Origin of the sequence: Streptomyces sp. DH24 (assembly GCF_029813775.1) — a bacterium.
In the GTDB taxonomy this organism is placed as follows: domain Bacteria; phylum Actinomycetota; class Actinomycetes; order Streptomycetales; family Streptomycetaceae; genus Streptomyces.
Genome location: NZ_JARVKW010000015.1, coordinates 1 through 13,972 on the forward strand (window position 1 = coordinate 1; position 13,972 = coordinate 13,972).

The following is a 13,972-nucleotide window of genomic DNA, read 5'->3' on the forward strand; positions in this document are numbered from 1 at the left end:
GCCTGTTCGGGCCGCGCCCCGCCCCGTTGAGTGTCCTTCGTGTCCTTGAGCGGGCGTCGACCCGGGCCGCACAGCGGCCCGAACGGACATCGACCCCGGTGCGGGCCTCAGGCGGCGCCGGCGTCGAGTTCGAACCACACGGCCTTGCCCACGCCGTGCGGCCGGACCCCCCAGGAGTCCGCGAGGGACTGCACGAGGACGAGGCCCCGGCCGTTGGTCCGCTGCGCACCGTCGTCGGCGTGCGGTACGCGCGGAGCGGGCCGGCCGGCCACGAAGTCCCTGACTTCGACGCGCAGTCCGCCCGGCCGGACGGTCGCGGTCAGGACGGCGTCGTCGTCGGTGTGGACGAGCGCGTTGGTGACGAGTTCGCTGGTGAGCAACTCCGCTATCTCGGACCGTCCGGGCCGCCCCCACTGGCGTAACAGCTCGCGCAGCGCCCTGCGGGCCTCGGGCACGGCCCGCAGGTCCGCGCGCCCGAGTCTGCGTCTGAGCTGAGGGGCCGGGGCCCGCTCCGGTCCGCCGTCGGGCTTCTCCTCCATGGTCTGTGCCGAGGAGACGCCGGCCGCTGCCGGAAATCCCCCTCGTGACTGTCTCTTCATGATCCCCCGAGCGACGATGGTCGGTCCCTCCTCATCGAACACGTACACGGGGATCATTGCCCGATCGGGCACGGGACAGTCATGCGGAATGGTGAACGCCGGAAGGAACCGGTCCAACAGGCCGATGACGCCTGCCGGTCCGGCCGGGGCCGGGAGCCTCGCGGCAGGCGTCGTGGCGGGGCCGCCACCCCCACCCCCGGGCGGGAGGGCGGCCCCGCCGGTGGGCTCGCGGTCAGTACAGCTTGGCGACCGCGGCGGTGGTCGTGGCGCGGAACGCGGCGACCGGGGCGTCGTCGAAGTCGCCGAGCTGCGACCAGTCCACGACGGTGACGGTCCGGCCGTCCCGGCCGACGGAGAGCAGGCGGATGTCGCTCGCGCCCCACGCGGTCCGGGTGTGCAGGCCGTACACGTGGGCGCCTTCCTCGACCGCGACGTGACCGTGGTCCGCCAGTTCGGCCGCCACCTCCGGGTCGGCCTCGACGCGCTCCGGGCAGGAGCGGATCTCCTCGTTCAGGCGCGCGGCGAGGGACTTGGCCCCGGCGGTGCTGCCCGTGACGACGGTCAGCTGCCGGGCGCCGGTGTCGAGTTCGGTTCGGAAGTCCCGGTACCGCGAGCCGTGTTCGGGCAGGGCCCGCTCCAGGCAGAGCAGCAGTTCCACGGGCACGCCGTCGGTGATCTCGCCCGCCGTCCAGGCGGAGGACGGGTGCGGCGGCAGGTCGGCCGCGGAGAGGAAGGCGGGTGCGGCCTGCGCACGGGGCGCGGAGGCGGCGGGTACGGCACCGGCCGGCGCGGAGACGACGAGCGCCGTGGCCGCGGTGAGCGCGACGGCGGCGCATGCGGTGAGTGTGCCGACGCGGGTGCGTTCGGGCATGGGTGTCCCCCCAGACATGAGAGCGTGATGGTGTGGCGCCAGGCCTTCGGCGGCCGGCGACACACCAAGAGCATCAGCGGTCACGGCGGGGCGGCGCAACGGCCGTCGGCGGGTCGGCGGGGGTGGAACCGTCCCAGGCCGTCCGACGTGCAGGTACATGAGGTGCCTGGGACGCCGTCCCGGGACGGGGAGCACCGAGAGCACGGGGAGGGCACGGGGGCGTGGGGGCGGAACGGCAGGACGGGGTCGAGGAGTTCGCGGCGCTGCTGAGGCGTCTGAAGGAGCGGACGGACCGCAGCTACGGTTCGCTGGCCCGGCGCCTGCACATGAACACCTCGACGCTGCACCGCTACTGCGCCGGTGATGCGGTCCCCGTCGACTTCGCCCCGGTGGAGCGCTTCGCCGCCCTGTGCGGGGCGACGGCCGAGGAGCGCCTGGAACTGCACCGGCACTGGATGGCGGCGGTCGCGGCACGCCGACGGGCGCAGAAGGGACCGCTCGAGGCCGGTCCCGCGACGCCCTCGGAAGCGTCGGCGGACGAGGGACGGCCGGGCGACACGCAGGACACGGCACCCGGGGAGGACGCGGCCGAGCCGCACCCCGTGGAAGACGCGGCCGAGCCGCACCCCGTGGAAGACGCGGCCGAGCCGCACCCCGTGGAAGACGCGGCCGAGCCGCACCCCGGGGAAGACGCGGCCGGCGGCGAGGACGCGACAGCCGCGCGTCCGGCGCAGGCCCCGCCCGTCACCGAGCCCGACGCACCGTCACCCCTGCTGCCCCCGGCCCCACACCGCTCTCCGTCTCCCTCCCCCTGGTACCGCCGACGCCGTACCACCGTGGCCGCCGCCGCGTCGGCCGCGCTGCTCGTCGCGCTCGGCGGGCTGTCCGCCCTGTCGGCGAACCGGTCCCCGGCGGACGACGGCGCGCGGGCCGCGGCCCCGTCCGGTCCGGCCGCCGCCCCGCACGCGCGGCCCCGCCCGTCGGACGCGTCGCGCAGTCCCTCCCCCGGCACGGGCTCGCCCTCGGCCTCGGGCGGCGCGAAGAGGCCCGCACCGCAGGCCGGCCGCACCGCCGGCGGTCCGCGCGTCGCGCCCTCGGAAGAGGCCACCGGGTCGCCCGGCGCCGCCACCGGCACTCCCCTCACCTGGACCGCCGACTCGCACGTCTGGGCGGGCGGTTGCGGCCACGACTACGTCATCGGCGCGTCACCGGCGCGGGTACCGCCGCCCCCGGCCCCGCAGGACGCCGCGACGTGGGCGGCGACGCAGCGGGCGGTGCACGGCCGGGAGACGATGGTGGAGATCTCGGTGCAGGGCAGGTCGTCCACGGCCGTCGTCCTGGAGGCGCTGCGGGTCCGCGTCGTCGGGCGCACGGACCCCGCGCCGGGTTCCGTGTACGCGATGGACCAGGGCTGCGGAGGTTCCCTGACGCCCCGTCACTTCGCGGTCGACCTGGACAAGGACCGGCCGATCGCCCGCCCGGTCGGCGGCAACGACGCGGGCACGCCGGTCCCGGCGGTGCGCATGCCGTACCGGGTGTCCGCCGAGGACCCGGAGGTGCTGCTGGTGACGGCCCGGACCGGCGGCTGCGACTGCCGCTGGTACCTGGAGCTGGACTGGTCGTCGCAGGGCCGCACCGGCACCGTCCGGGTGGACGCCGACGGCCGCCCGTTTCGCACCAGCGCCATCGACGGACTGCCGCGGTACCTGTACGACACGTCGGCTCGCGCGTGGACGACGTACACCCCGTAGGCGTCGATGAGCGGCTGGACTCCGTTACGGGCGGGGCACGTTGCGCAGGTTGGAGCGGGCCATCTGGACCATCCGGCCCACGCCGCCGTCCAGCACGATCTTCGAGGCGGACAGGGCGAAGCCCGTCACCATCTCGGCGCTGATCTTCGGCGGGATGGACAGGGCGTTGGGGTCGGTGACGACGTCGACCAGTGCCGGGCCCTTGTGCCTGAAGGCCTCCTTGAGCGCTCCGGCGAGCTGCTTGGGCTTCTCGACGCGGATGCCGTGGGCTCCGCAGGCGCGGGCGACGGCGGCGAAGTCGGGGTTCTTGTTGGTGGTGCCGTACGAGGGCAGCCCGGCGACCAGCATCTCCAACTCGACCATGCCGAGGGAGGAGTTGTTGAACAGGACGACCTTCACGGGCAGGTCGTACTGGACGAGGGTGAGGAAGTCGCCCATCAGCATGCTGAATCCGCCGTCGCCGGACATGGCGACGACCTGCCGGGCGCGGTCGGTGAACTGGGCGCCGATGGCCATGGGCAGCGCGTTCGCCATCGAGCCGTGGGAGAACGAGCCGATGACGCGGCGCCGTCCGTTGGGCGTGATGTAGCGGGCGGCCCACACGTTGCACATGCCGGTGTCGACGGTGAACACGGCGTCGTCTTCGGCGACTTCGTCCAGGACGGCTGCCACGTACTCGGGGTGGATGGGGACGTGCTTGTCGACCTTGCGGGTGTAGGCCTTGACGACGCCTTCGAGCGCGTCGGCGTGCTTCTTGAGCATCTTGTCGAGGAACCGGCGGTTCTTCTTGGCCCGCACGCGCGGGGTGAGGCAGCGCAGGGTCTCCCGCACGTCGCCCCAGACCGCGAGGTCCAGCCGGGAGCGCCGGCCGAGGTTCTCGGGCCGGACGTCGACCTGGGCGATCTTCACGTCGTCGGGCAGGAACGCGTTGTACGGGAAGTCGGTGCCGAGCAGGATCAGCAGGTCGCACTCGTGGGTGGCCTCGTAGGCGGCGCCGTAGCCGAGCAGGCCGCTCATGCCGACGTCGAAGGGGTTGTCGTACTGGATCCATTCCTTGCCGCGCAGGGCGTGTCCCACCGGGGACTTGATCTTCTCGGCGAACTCCATGACCTCGGCGTGCGCGCCCGCCGTGCCGCTGCCGCAGAACAGGGTGACCTTGTCCGCGTCGTCGATCATGCGGACCAGCGCGTCGATCTCACCGTCGCCGGGCCTGACCGTGGGCCGCGAGGTGACCAGGGCGGTCTCGGCGGCCTTCTCCGGGGCGGGCTGGTCGGCGATGTCGCCGGGCAGGGAGACGACGCTGACGCCGGAGCGCCCGACGGCGTTCTGGATGGCTGTGTGCAGCAGCCGGGGCATCTGCCGGGGGTTGGAGATCAGCTCGCTGTAGTGACTGCACTCGCGGAACAACTGGTCCGGGTGGGTCTCCTGGAAGTAGCCGAGCCCGATCTCGCTGGACGGGATCTGCGAGGCGAGGGCGAGGACGGGGGCCATGGAGCGGTGGGCGTCGTACAGGCCGTTGATGAGGTGCAGGTTGCCGGGGCCGCAGGAACCGGCGCAGGCCGCGAGCTTCCCGGTGATCTGGGCCTCGGCGCCGGCGGCGAACGCGGCGGTCTCCTCGTGCCGGACGTGGATCCAGTCCATGGACCGGTGCCGCCGCACGGCGTCGACCACCGGATTCAGGCTGTCCCCGACGACGCCGTAGAGGCGTTCGACTCCGGCGCGGGCGAGGATGTCGACGAACTGCTCGGCGACGTTCTGCTTGGCCATGGCTTTCCTGTGCCCCTTCGGTCACTCGGCCCCGGGGGGACCGTTTCCGGACTTCCATGGAGGCACAGCGAGCGCCGTTACGCCTCCCACACGGCGGCGGCCGTACGGTCGTCGGCGTAGCCCTTGACCCGGACCTGGGCGTCGCTGAGGAACTGGGCGAGGCCGGGCGGCGTGGGGCCGGACCACCGCCCGGTCAGGTAGGCGGCCGCCTCGGGTTCGCCGCGCAGCGGCTCGGCGAGGCCCGCGGTGCACATCAGCAGGGTGTCACCCGGGCGGGCTACGCAGGCGCGGAAGCGGAAGGGCTCGCGGGGCGGCGCGGGCGCCGGTTCGTAGGGGCTGGGCGGGGCGGGTATGCCCAGGTCCATGGTGAGGCGGTCGCCCGTGGGGGTCTGGGCGGGCGGCGAGCCGAAGCCGACGACGGGTTCGCCGACGGCGTCGGTGACGCGGGGCTCGATGTCGTGCCACTGTCCGTCCCGCAGCCGGAACAGTCCGCCCGCGCCGACGCCGAAGAACACGCGCGTACGGCATTCGGGGTCGGCCGGCAGCAGCAGACAGCGCAGGCTGGCCGTGTACGCCTCGGGGTCGAGGCCCTGCTCGGCGGCGCCGGCGCGGAGCCTGCCGAGGCCGCGGTCGGTCAGCCGGTGCAGTCCGGACTTCAGGTCGCCGCGCCGGGCCGCCCGCATGTCCTGCGCGAGGCGGACATGGTTGCGGCCGACGGCCCGGCCGATCCAGTGGCAGACCTCGGCGGCGGCGCGGTGCGCGCCCGGTGTGCCCCGGGCGCCGGTGGCCATCGCGACCAGCACCAGGGCCTGTTCGCCGGTGCCGAAGCGGGCGGTGAGCAGGAAGTCGCGGCGGGGCTCGCCCCGGAACCGGGCGGAGTCCCCGCGCACGGACGCGGCGCGCAGCGTGCAGGTGCCGTAGCGGGCGCCGTCCAGCACGGTGTCGGGGACGAGGTCGGCGAGGGCGTCGGGCTCGGCGGGCGGCAGGGCGGAGGGTTCGGCGTCGTAGGTGGGCGGGCGGGCACCGACGTGGTCCGGGCCGGTGACGGCTTCCCCGCCGGGTGGCACGGGCGGGTCGGACGGGGTCCGGGCCGGCGGGACCGTCGCGCCGGGCGGTTCCACGGCCGGTGGCTCGACGACGGGCCGGACGGGGCCGGTGGTCGTGGTCGTGCGGTCACGGGGCGCCCGGGGCGCGGTCCCGCCGCCGGTGTCTGCCGCGGCCCGCGGCTCGACCGCTCCCGCCCCGGGTGAGACCGCACCCGGTGAGACCGTGCCGGGCGAGACCGTGCCGGCCGCCGAGGCGAACCGGTCGTCCAGTGAGTCTGGCGCGGGCGTGGAGCCCGTGTCACCGGTGGAGTCGTCGTACAACTGCCGCCACCAGTCGTCCTCGTGACCGGTAGGACTTCCCCCCTGCTGGCTCATGCCCCCGATTGTCCACCGAACGGGCCGTGTGCAACGGGTCAACCGCGAATTGTGGTCACGGCGTCGGCCGACGCCCGGCATCCAGGGTGAGGGGTCGAGGGAGCGCGCCGGACGGCCCCACCCCCCACGGGAAGGCCGCCCGGCGCTCCCAGTGACCGGGCCCAGATCCCCTATGTCGTGCGACGCACGTCGTGGGCCGGGTCACGCTGACTGCGCCGTTTCGCGCGTGGCCGGTGCGTGCCGAGGTGATCACACCTTGGCAGAGGGGCGGCCGGTACGGCGATGATGTGCCGAGGCGGGTTTACGCCGTGGCCGGTTTCCGCCACGGCCGGCACCGCGCGTCCGTTTTTCGGGGAGCTCGGGGAGTTCCGGGAGTTCCGGGAGTTCCGGGAGTTCCAGGGAGTTCGGGGAGTTCGGGGAGTTCGGGGAGTTCGGGGAGGGCGACGGCAGATGCTGGGTGTGCTGGGGCTGGACGAGACGCACGAGTCGGCGTACCGGGCACTGGTGTCCGTGGGCGCCGCCGACCTGCCCGACCTGGCGCGCCGGCTCGCGCTCGGCGAGCACGCCACGGAGCGGGTGCTGCGCCGGCTGGAGCGGCACGGGCTCGCCGCGCAGTCGTCGGCGCGGCCCGGCCGCTGGGTCGCGGCGCCGCCGGCGGTGGCGCTGGGCGCCCTGCTCACCCGGCAGCGGCACGAGCTGGAGAAGGCGGAGCTGGCGGCGACGCTGCTCGCCGAGGAGTACCGGGCGGCGGCGGCCGAGCCCGCGGTGCACGACCTGGTCGAGGTGGTGATCGGCGCGGCGGCGGTCGCGCAGCGGTTCCTGCAGATCCAGCTGGGGGCGAGCGAGGAGGTGTGCGCGCTGGTCACCGGCAACCCGGTGGCCGTGACCGGCGTGGAGAACGACGCGGAGGAGCAGGCCGCCGGACGCGGGGTGCGCTACCGGGTGGTCGTCGAGCGGGCCGTGCTGGATCTGCCGGACGGCATCTCGGAGCTGACCGCCGCGCTCGGCCGGGACGAGCGGGTGCGGGTCGTGGAGCGGGTGCCGACCAAGCTGGTGATCGCCGACCGGGCGCTCGCCCTGGTGCCGCTCACGTCGCCCACCGCGGAGCCGGCCGCGCTGGTGGTGCACGCCAGCGGGCTGCTGGAGCTGCTGTCCGGGCTGTTCGAGTCGGTGTGGCGCGACGGGCTGCCGCTGCGGCTCGGCGCGGCCGGCGTCACGGAGGAACGGCCGGACGCCCCCGACGGCACGGACCTGGAGATCCTGTCCCTGCTGCTGGCCGGCCTGACGGACGCGAGCGTGGCCAAGCAGCTGGACCTGGGGCTGCGGACGGTGCAGCGCCGAGTGAAGCACCTGATGGAACTCACGGGCGTGACGACCCGTCTGCAACTGGGCTGGCACGCGTACGAGCGGGGCTGGGTGACCCGGGACCACGAGGGCTGACCGGGAGCCGTGCCGGGAGCTTGGCCGGGTGCCGGGGCGGGAGCCGTGTGGTCGTCGTCGCCCCCGCCGTTCCCCGACGGGCGGTGCCCACGGAGCCGTGCGGCCGGGGCGTGCGGCCGGCCTGCAACGCCTGTCCGGGTCGGGCACTCTGGACAGATGGGAGCGTGGGGCCTGCTGCTGGTCGGCCTGGTCATCGGGCTCGGGCTGTACGGAGTGCTCGTGCCCGGCGTGCCGGGGTCGTGGCTGGTGTGGGCCGCCGTCCTGTGGTGGGCCCTGCAGGACCCCCAGCCGGTCGCCTGGTGGGTGCTGGTCGGCGCCACGGTGCTGCTGTTCCTGTCCCAGGTGGTCCGCTGGGCGCTGCCGCCGCGCCGGCTGCGCGCGGGCGGCGTCACCCACCGCACGGCGGTGTACGCGGGCGCCGGGGCGTTCCTCGGTTTCCTGCTGGTGCCGGTGGTCGGCGCCATCCCCGGCTTCATCGGCGGGGTCTACCTGTCGGAGCGTCTCCGTCTCGGCCGGCACGGCGAGGCGCGGGCGGCGCTGCGCACGGCGATGCGCTCGGGCGGCTCCAGCGTCCTCGCGGAGCTGTTCACCTGCCTGCTGATCGCGGCGGCCTGGCTGGGCGCGGTGCTGTGGGGCTGACCGGCGCGCGGCCGGGCGGGGGCGCGGCGGAGGCGCGGCGGGGGTCCTACGGCACGGAGCGCCGGACGGACGGGGACTGGAACCCGGCGGCGAGCGCGCCCTCGTGGGTGAGCAGGTGCACCTTGCGGTCCAGGCCGCCCGCGTAGCCCGTCAGGGAGCCGTCGGCGCCGATCACCCGGTGGCAGGGGCGGACGATCAGCAGCGGGTTGGCGCCGATCGCGCCGCCGACGGCGCGGACGGCGGCCCGGGACGCCCCGACCCGCGCGGCGATCTCGCCGTACGTGGTGGTCGCCCCGTAGGGCACGGAGTCGAGGGCGGCCCACACGCGTTTGCGGAAGGCGGTGCCGGCGGTGCGCAGCGGCAGCGTGAACTCCTTCAACTCGCCCGCGAAGTACGCGGCGAGCTGCCGCTCGGCCTCGCGGAACGGGCCCGGGTCGTACCGCCAGGCGTCCTGGACGGTGCGCCCGCCCTTCTGGCCGGGCACGGACAGCGAGGTCAGCGCGCCGGACGCGTCGGCGGTGAGCAGCAGCGGGCCGACGGGGCTGTCGACTCGGGTCCAGCGGACGGGGTCGGTGGCCGGGGCGGTGATCGGGTCGGTGATCGGGTCGGTGGTCGGGGCGGTCATCACAACTCCAACTCCCCTGCGGCGCGCAGGTGGTGCAGGGCATAGGTGCGCCAGGGGCGCCAGCTGCCGGGAGCGTCCACGCCGGGCGGCGCGACGTCGGGGTCGCCGAGGGCACGGCTGCGGACGACGGCCACGGTGCGGGCGTCCAGGCCGGGCAGTGCGCGCAGGGCGGCGTGGGCGTCGTCGCGGTCGGCGCCCGGGTCGAGGTGCACGGTGCCGTCGGCGAGGGCGGCGGCGAGTGTGCCGAGCGGGGTGTCCGGTTCGGCCTCGGCGAGGACGGCCGGTTCGGGGAAGACGTGGGTGAGGCTGCCGCAGGGGGCGTCGAGCGCCTTGCCGTGGCGCTGGACCAGCCGGGCCGCCTCCGTCGTACCGGTCAGGGCGCGTACGGCGACCTCCTCCGGGTCGGCGGCGCCGGGCGAGCGCAGGCCCGGGCGGGCGGCGACCAGCGGGGCGAGGCGTGGGTCGGCGCCGAGGCGTTCGTCCACGGCGTACGGGTCGGAGTCGAGGTCGAACAGTCTGCGCAGCCGCTGCACGGCGGTGGTCAGGTCACGCGGGTCGGTGAGGTGCAGCCGGGCGTCGAGCCAGCCGCCGGGATGGGTGCCGGTGGCGGTCCGCACGGTGCCGGACCGTTCCTGGACGGCGGCGATGCCGGTGCCGTAGGGCAGGCGCAGGGTGCGCCGGTAGGTGCGGGCGCCCACCGGTCCGGTGACCTCCTCGACACCGGCGACGGCCTCGTGCGCCAGGACGTCGAAGACGTACCCGGCCTGGTAGGGGCCGCGGTGGGCGAGGCGCAGCGGGATTCCCGCGGACGGGGTGGCCGTGCGGCGGGCCGGGGCGGCGGTGCGCAGTGCGCTGGGGGTCCGCGCGTACACGGCGCGGATCGTGTCGTTGAACTGCCGCACACTGGCGAAGCCCGACGCGAACGCGATCTCGGTGATCGAGAGGTCCGTGGTCTGCAGGAGCACGCGCGCGGTGTGCGCGCGCTGGGCGCGGGCCAGGGCGACGGGGCCGGCGCCGAGTTCGGCGGTGAGCTGCCGCTGCACCTGCCGGGCGCTGTAGCCGAGCCGGGCGGCGAGTCCGGCGACGCCCTCCCGGTCCACCACTCCGTCGCCGATGAGCCGCATGGCGCGGCCCACGACGTCCGCCCGGACGTTCCAGTCGGCCGAGCCGGGCACGGCGTCGGGCCGGCACCGCCGGCAGGCCCGGAATCCGGAGCCCTGCGCGGCGGCGGCCGTGGTGAAGAACCGCACGTTGTGCCGCTTCGGCGTGACCGCCGGGCAGCTGGGGCGGCAGTAGATGCCGGTCGTCTCGACGGCGAAGAAGAACGCCCCGTCGAACCGGGCGTCCCGGCTCCGCACGGCCTCGAACCTGGTGTCTGCGTCCATCACGGCTCCAGTCTCCGCCACCCGGGAGCCCGGGGCTGGCGGAAATCGGACATGGCGTTGCCGGGGGCCGCCGGCCGGGGAGCCGGGTGGTCGGCGACCGGGGAGCCAGGCGGTCGGGGAGGCAGGCGGTCGGCGGACAGGGAGCCGAGTGACCGGCGGGCGGGCAGCCGGGTGACCGGCGCGGCGAAAAGCCAGGCCACCAGCACGACGGGAAGCCGAGCCACCAGCACGGACGGAAACCGAGTGACCGGCGCGACGGAAAGCCAAGCCACCAGCACGACGGGAAGCCGAGCCACCAGCACGGACGGAAACCGAGTGACCGGCGCGACGGAAAGCCAAGCCACCAGCACAACGGGAAGCCAAGCCACCAGCACGGCAGGGAACCGAGCCACCAGCCCGGCCGGAAGCCGGGTGACCGGCGCGGCGGGGGCGCCCGGCGCGCCGCGCCCCCGCCCGTCGGTCACCGGATGCGCCCCCGCTTCGCCTCCATCGCCGCGCGGCCGATCGCGCCCTTGCGTTTCCAGTCCTTGCGGATCTCCGCCCGGAGGCGGGCGTCCGTCTTGGCGACGATGCGCTGGTTCTCCCGCTGCAGTTTGCGGTAGCTCTCCAGGCGCCGTTGCGGAAGGTCGCCGGACTCGATGGCGGCGCGGACCGCGCAGCCCGGTTCGCTCTCGTGGGCGCAGTCGTGGAAGCGGCAGTCCCCGGCCAGTTCCTCGATCTCGGCGAAGACCTGCCCGACGCCGGTCCCGGCGTCCCACAGTCCGACGCCGCGCAGCCCCGGCGTGTCGATGAGCACGCCGCCGCCGGGCAGCAGCAGGAGGTTGCGCGTGGTCGTGGTGTGCCGGCCCTTGCCGTCGACGTCACGGGTGGCCCGCACGTCCATGACGTCCTCGCCGAGCAGCGCGTTGGCGAGGGTGGACTTGCCGGCGCCGGACTGCCCGAGCAGCACGGCCGTGCCGCCCGAGACGACGGCGGCGAGCACGTCGAGCCCGTCGCCGTCGCGCGCGCTGACGGGGAGCACGGGCACGCCGGGCGCGCTCGTCCCGACGTCCTGGACGAGGTACGACCGGGTCACCGCGTCGGGCACGAGGTCGGTCTTGGTGAGGACGATCACCGGCTGCGCCCCGGACTCCCAGGCGAGCGCCAGGAACCGTTCGATGCGGCCGAGGTCGAGTTCGACGGCGAGCGACACGGCGACGATCGCGTGGTCGACGTTGGCCGCGAGGATCTGCCCCTCGGACCGCTTGGAGGAGGTGGACCGCACGAAGGCGGTGCGGCGCGGCAACAGCGTCCGCACGTAACGGGGTTTGGCGCCCTCGGGTTCGACGGCGACCCAGTCGCCGGTGCAGACGACGCGCAGCGGGTCGTGCGGGGTGACGAACGCGGTGTCGGCGCGCACGGTCCCGTCGGCGGTGACGACGTCGCACTGCCCGCGGTCGACCCGGACGACCCGCCCGGGCAGCAGCCCGTCGGTCTCGTACGGGGCGAACGACTCGGCCCAGGCGTCGTCCCAGCCGTAGGGGGCGAGCGGGGACATGGGGATGCCGGGTACGGATGAGCTGGAGCTCAAGGGGATGGCCCTTCGAGGAGGGTGGCCCCGGCACGCGCGCGTCGGCGCGGATGGTGTGAAGGTCAGCCGGAGGCCACGGAGGTGAACTGAACGAACGACTGGATGCGGGCTGGGCCCGTCACAGAGACAGCCATCGGTCACACCTCCCAGTTCTTCACTCGTCCGGCGGCGGCAGCCGTCGGCCACCGCTCGATTCGCCCTCACCCTAGGGGCGGGCACGCACGCGTGCCACCGGTTTTTCCGAAGCGTCGCTCCGGCACGTCGTCGGGGTGGCCTCGGCGGACGGCGCCGAGACCACCCCGGTGACAGGCGGTGGTGCGGTTACTTGATGCCGAGCACCTGCTCCAGCGGGTCGATGGCGAAGTACACGAAGAACAGCGCCGCGGTGCCCCACAGCAGCCAGTGGACCTCGCGGGCCTTGCCCAGGCACGCCTTGATGACCACGTAGGCGATGAAGCCGGCGCCGATGCCGTTGGTGATGGAGTAGGTGAACGGCATGACGACGATGGTCAGGAAGGCGGGGACGGCGAGTTCGTAGCGGTCCCAGTCGATGTGCTTGACCTGGGTCATCATCAGGAATCCGACCGCGACGAGCGCGGGCGAGGCGGCCTGCAGCGGCACGATGGTCAGCACGGGCGTGAAGAACAGCGCGGCGGCGAACAGACCACCGGTGATCAGGTTGGCGAAGCCCGTGCGCGCGCCTTCGCCGACACCCGCGGCGGACTCGATGTAGGTCGTGGCGGACGACGCGGAGGCGGCACCGCCCGCGACGGCCGCGGTGCTGTCGATGAGCAGGACGCGGCCGAGGCCGGGAACCTGGCCGCGCTCGTCGAGGAGGCCCGCCTCGGCGGTGACGCCGACGACGGTGCCCATCGTGTCGAAGAAGTCGGACAGGATGAGCGTGAAGACGAGAAGAACGACGGTCAGCACGCTGACCTGACCGAACGCGCCGAGAAGATCGAATTCGCCCAGCAGCCCGAAGTCGGGGCTGGCGACGGGCTTGTCAGGCAGCGCGGGCGAGGTCAGGCCCCAGGACTTGACGTCGGCCAGTTCGTTGATGATCACGGAGACGAGGGTCATCAGCACGATGCTGATCAGAATGGCGCCCTTCACCTTGCGGGCGAGAAGGACGATCGTCACCAGCACACCGAGACAGAACACCAGCATCGGCCAGCCGGTGAGAGCGCCGGTGCCGAGTTGCACAGGAACGGTGGTGTTCGCGGCATCCGGGATTCGCGTGACGAATCCGGCGTCCACAAAACCAATGAAAGCGATGAAAAGGCCGATGCCGACGCTGATGGCCTGCTTGAGAGGTTGCGGAATGGCGTGCATGACCGCTTCACGCAAACCGGTCAGCACCAGTACGCAGATGAGCAGACCTTCCAGCACGATGAGGCCCATCGCGTCGTCCCAGGCCATCAGCGGGGCGATCTGGAAGGCGACGACGGCGTTCAGGCCGAGACCGGCGGCCAGGGCGAGGGGCAGATTGCCGCCCACGCCCATGATCACGGTCATCACGGCGGCCACCAGTGCCGTGGCGGTGGCAAGTTGGGCGGGATCCAACTGGTTTCCGAACTTGTCCTCGGCGCTGCCGAGAATGATCGGATTGAGTACGAGGATGTACGCCATGGTGAAGAAAGTGGCGAATCCACCGCGTATCTCACGAGCGTAAGTGGAACCACGTTCGGTGATGCGGAAGAAGTGGTCGAGCGGGCCACTGCCTCTGGTGGGCGGGGCCTCGGCCGGGCCCGTCGTGCTGGTCTTCATGAACTGCGTCTCCTGGACCTGCAAGTGCGCGGAAAGCCTGAATGATGCCGCCGAGCGAGTGTGGTAGACGATGGTGCGAACACACATGCGGCACCTTGATGGCGGATCATACGCACGCGAGGGCCGATCTCAATTCC

11 protein-coding genes are annotated in these 13,972 nt (G+C 73.9%); 3 read left to right on the forward strand and 8 right to left on the reverse strand.

Annotated elements, in window-relative coordinates:
• Window positions 1-107 precede the first annotated feature (107 nt).
• Window positions 108-539: an ATP-binding protein gene (locus QC282_RS14375; RefSeq protein WP_279549722.1), complete on the reverse strand. Its 432-nt coding sequence runs from the start codon at window positions 537-539 to the stop codon at window positions 108-110.
• A 292-nt stretch (window positions 540-831) separates the two neighbouring features.
• Window positions 832-1,470, reverse strand: a complete 639-nt coding sequence (locus QC282_RS14380) for a hypothetical protein (protein WP_279549723.1) — start codon at window positions 1,468-1,470, stop codon at window positions 832-834.
• Window positions 1,471-1,691: 221 nt separating this feature from the next.
• Between QC282_RS14380 and QC282_RS14385 the strand changes: the two genes are divergently transcribed.
• A complete protein-coding gene (locus QC282_RS14385; protein ID WP_279549725.1) occupies window positions 1,692-3,221 on the forward strand; it encodes a transcriptional regulator in 1,530 nt (509 codons plus the stop codon).
• A gap of 24 nt (window positions 3,222-3,245) precedes the next feature.
• Here the strand turns inward: QC282_RS14385 and QC282_RS14390 are convergent, their stop codons facing one another.
• Together QC282_RS14390 and QC282_RS14395 are read right to left on the reverse strand one after the other, a co-directional pair.
• Window positions 3,246-4,988 carry a pyruvate dehydrogenase gene (locus QC282_RS14390; RefSeq protein ID WP_279549727.1) on the reverse strand — a complete coding sequence of 581 codons (1,743 nt, stop codon included), beginning with the start codon at window positions 4,986-4,988 and terminating at the stop codon, window positions 3,246-3,248.
• 77 nt (window positions 4,989-5,065) lie between these two features.
• Window positions 5,066-6,409 (reverse strand): protein phosphatase 2C domain-containing protein, encoded by a 1,344-nt coding sequence (locus QC282_RS14395; RefSeq protein WP_279549728.1) that lies wholly within the window; start codon window positions 6,407-6,409, stop codon window positions 5,066-5,068.
• 450 nt (window positions 6,410-6,859) lie between these two features.
• On the opposite strand from QC282_RS14395, the gene QC282_RS14400 reads away from it, so the two are divergent.
• Both QC282_RS14400 and QC282_RS14405 read left to right on the forward strand, forming a co-directional pair.
• Window positions 6,860-7,849 carry a LuxR family transcriptional regulator gene (locus QC282_RS14400; RefSeq protein ID WP_279549730.1) on the forward strand — a complete coding sequence of 330 codons (990 nt, stop codon included), beginning with the start codon at window positions 6,860-6,862 and terminating at the stop codon, window positions 7,847-7,849.
• Window positions 7,850-8,005: 156 nt separating this feature from the next.
• Window positions 8,006-8,488 carry a DUF456 domain-containing protein gene (locus QC282_RS14405; RefSeq protein WP_279549732.1) on the forward strand — a complete coding sequence of 161 codons (483 nt, stop codon included), beginning with the start codon at window positions 8,006-8,008 and terminating at the stop codon, window positions 8,486-8,488.
• A gap of 46 nt (window positions 8,489-8,534) precedes the next feature.
• Here the strand turns inward: QC282_RS14405 and QC282_RS14410 are convergent, their stop codons facing one another.
• From QC282_RS14410 to QC282_RS14425, 4 genes are all read right to left on the reverse strand, one after another.
• Window positions 8,535-9,113, reverse strand: coding sequence for a methylated-DNA--[protein]-cysteine S-methyltransferase (locus QC282_RS14410; protein WP_279549734.1), 579 nt, complete (start codon window positions 9,111-9,113; stop codon window positions 8,535-8,537).
• Window positions 9,113-10,498, reverse strand: coding sequence for a DNA-3-methyladenine glycosylase 2 family protein (locus QC282_RS14415; protein ID WP_279549735.1), 1,386 nt, complete (start codon window positions 10,496-10,498; stop codon window positions 9,113-9,115). Before QC282_RS14415 ends, QC282_RS14410 begins: the two co-directional genes overlap by 1 nt.
• A 460-nt stretch (window positions 10,499-10,958) precedes the next feature.
• On the reverse strand, window positions 10,959-12,035 hold the full coding sequence (rsgA, locus tag QC282_RS14420) for a ribosome small subunit-dependent GTPase A (RefSeq protein WP_279549857.1): 1,077 nt from the start codon (window positions 12,033-12,035) through the stop codon (window positions 10,959-10,961).
• Window positions 12,036-12,389: 354 nt separating this feature from the next.
• On the reverse strand, window positions 12,390-13,835 hold the full coding sequence (locus QC282_RS14425; protein ID WP_279549736.1) for an NCS2 family permease: 1,446 nt from the start codon (window positions 13,833-13,835) through the stop codon (window positions 12,390-12,392).
• Between the last annotated feature and the right edge of the window lie 137 nt (window positions 13,836-13,972).

Coding starts and splice junctions, on each gene's coding strand:
- QC282_RS14400 (WP_279549730.1), top strand. CDS start 6,860: ATGCTGGGTGTGCTGGGGCTGGACGAGACGCACGAGTCGGCGTACCGG.
- QC282_RS14380 (WP_279549723.1), bottom strand. CDS start 1,470: ATGCCCGAACGCACCCGCGTCGGCACACTCACCGCATGCGCCGCCGTC.
- QC282_RS14425 (WP_279549736.1), bottom strand. CDS start 13,835: ATGAAGACCAGCACGACGGGCCCGGCCGAGGCCCCGCCCACCAGAGGC.
- QC282_RS14390 (WP_279549727.1), bottom strand. CDS start 4,988: ATGGCCAAGCAGAACGTCGCCGAGCAGTTCGTCGACATCCTCGCCCGC.
- QC282_RS14405 (WP_279549732.1), top strand. CDS start 8,006: ATGGGAGCGTGGGGCCTGCTGCTGGTCGGCCTGGTCATCGGGCTCGGG.
- QC282_RS14415 (WP_279549735.1), bottom strand. CDS start 10,498: ATGGACGCAGACACCAGGTTCGAGGCCGTGCGGAGCCGGGACGCCCGG.
- QC282_RS14410 (WP_279549734.1), bottom strand. CDS start 9,113: ATGACCGCCCCGACCACCGACCCGATCACCGACCCGATCACCGCCCCG.
- QC282_RS14395 (WP_279549728.1), bottom strand. CDS start 6,409: ATGAGCCAGCAGGGGGGAAGTCCTACCGGTCACGAGGACGACTGGTGG.
- QC282_RS14375 (WP_279549722.1), bottom strand. CDS start 539: ATGGAGGAGAAGCCCGACGGCGGACCGGAGCGGGCCCCGGCCCCTCAG.
- rsgA (WP_279549857.1), bottom strand. CDS start 12,035: ATGTCCCCGCTCGCCCCCTACGGCTGGGACGACGCCTGGGCCGAGTCG.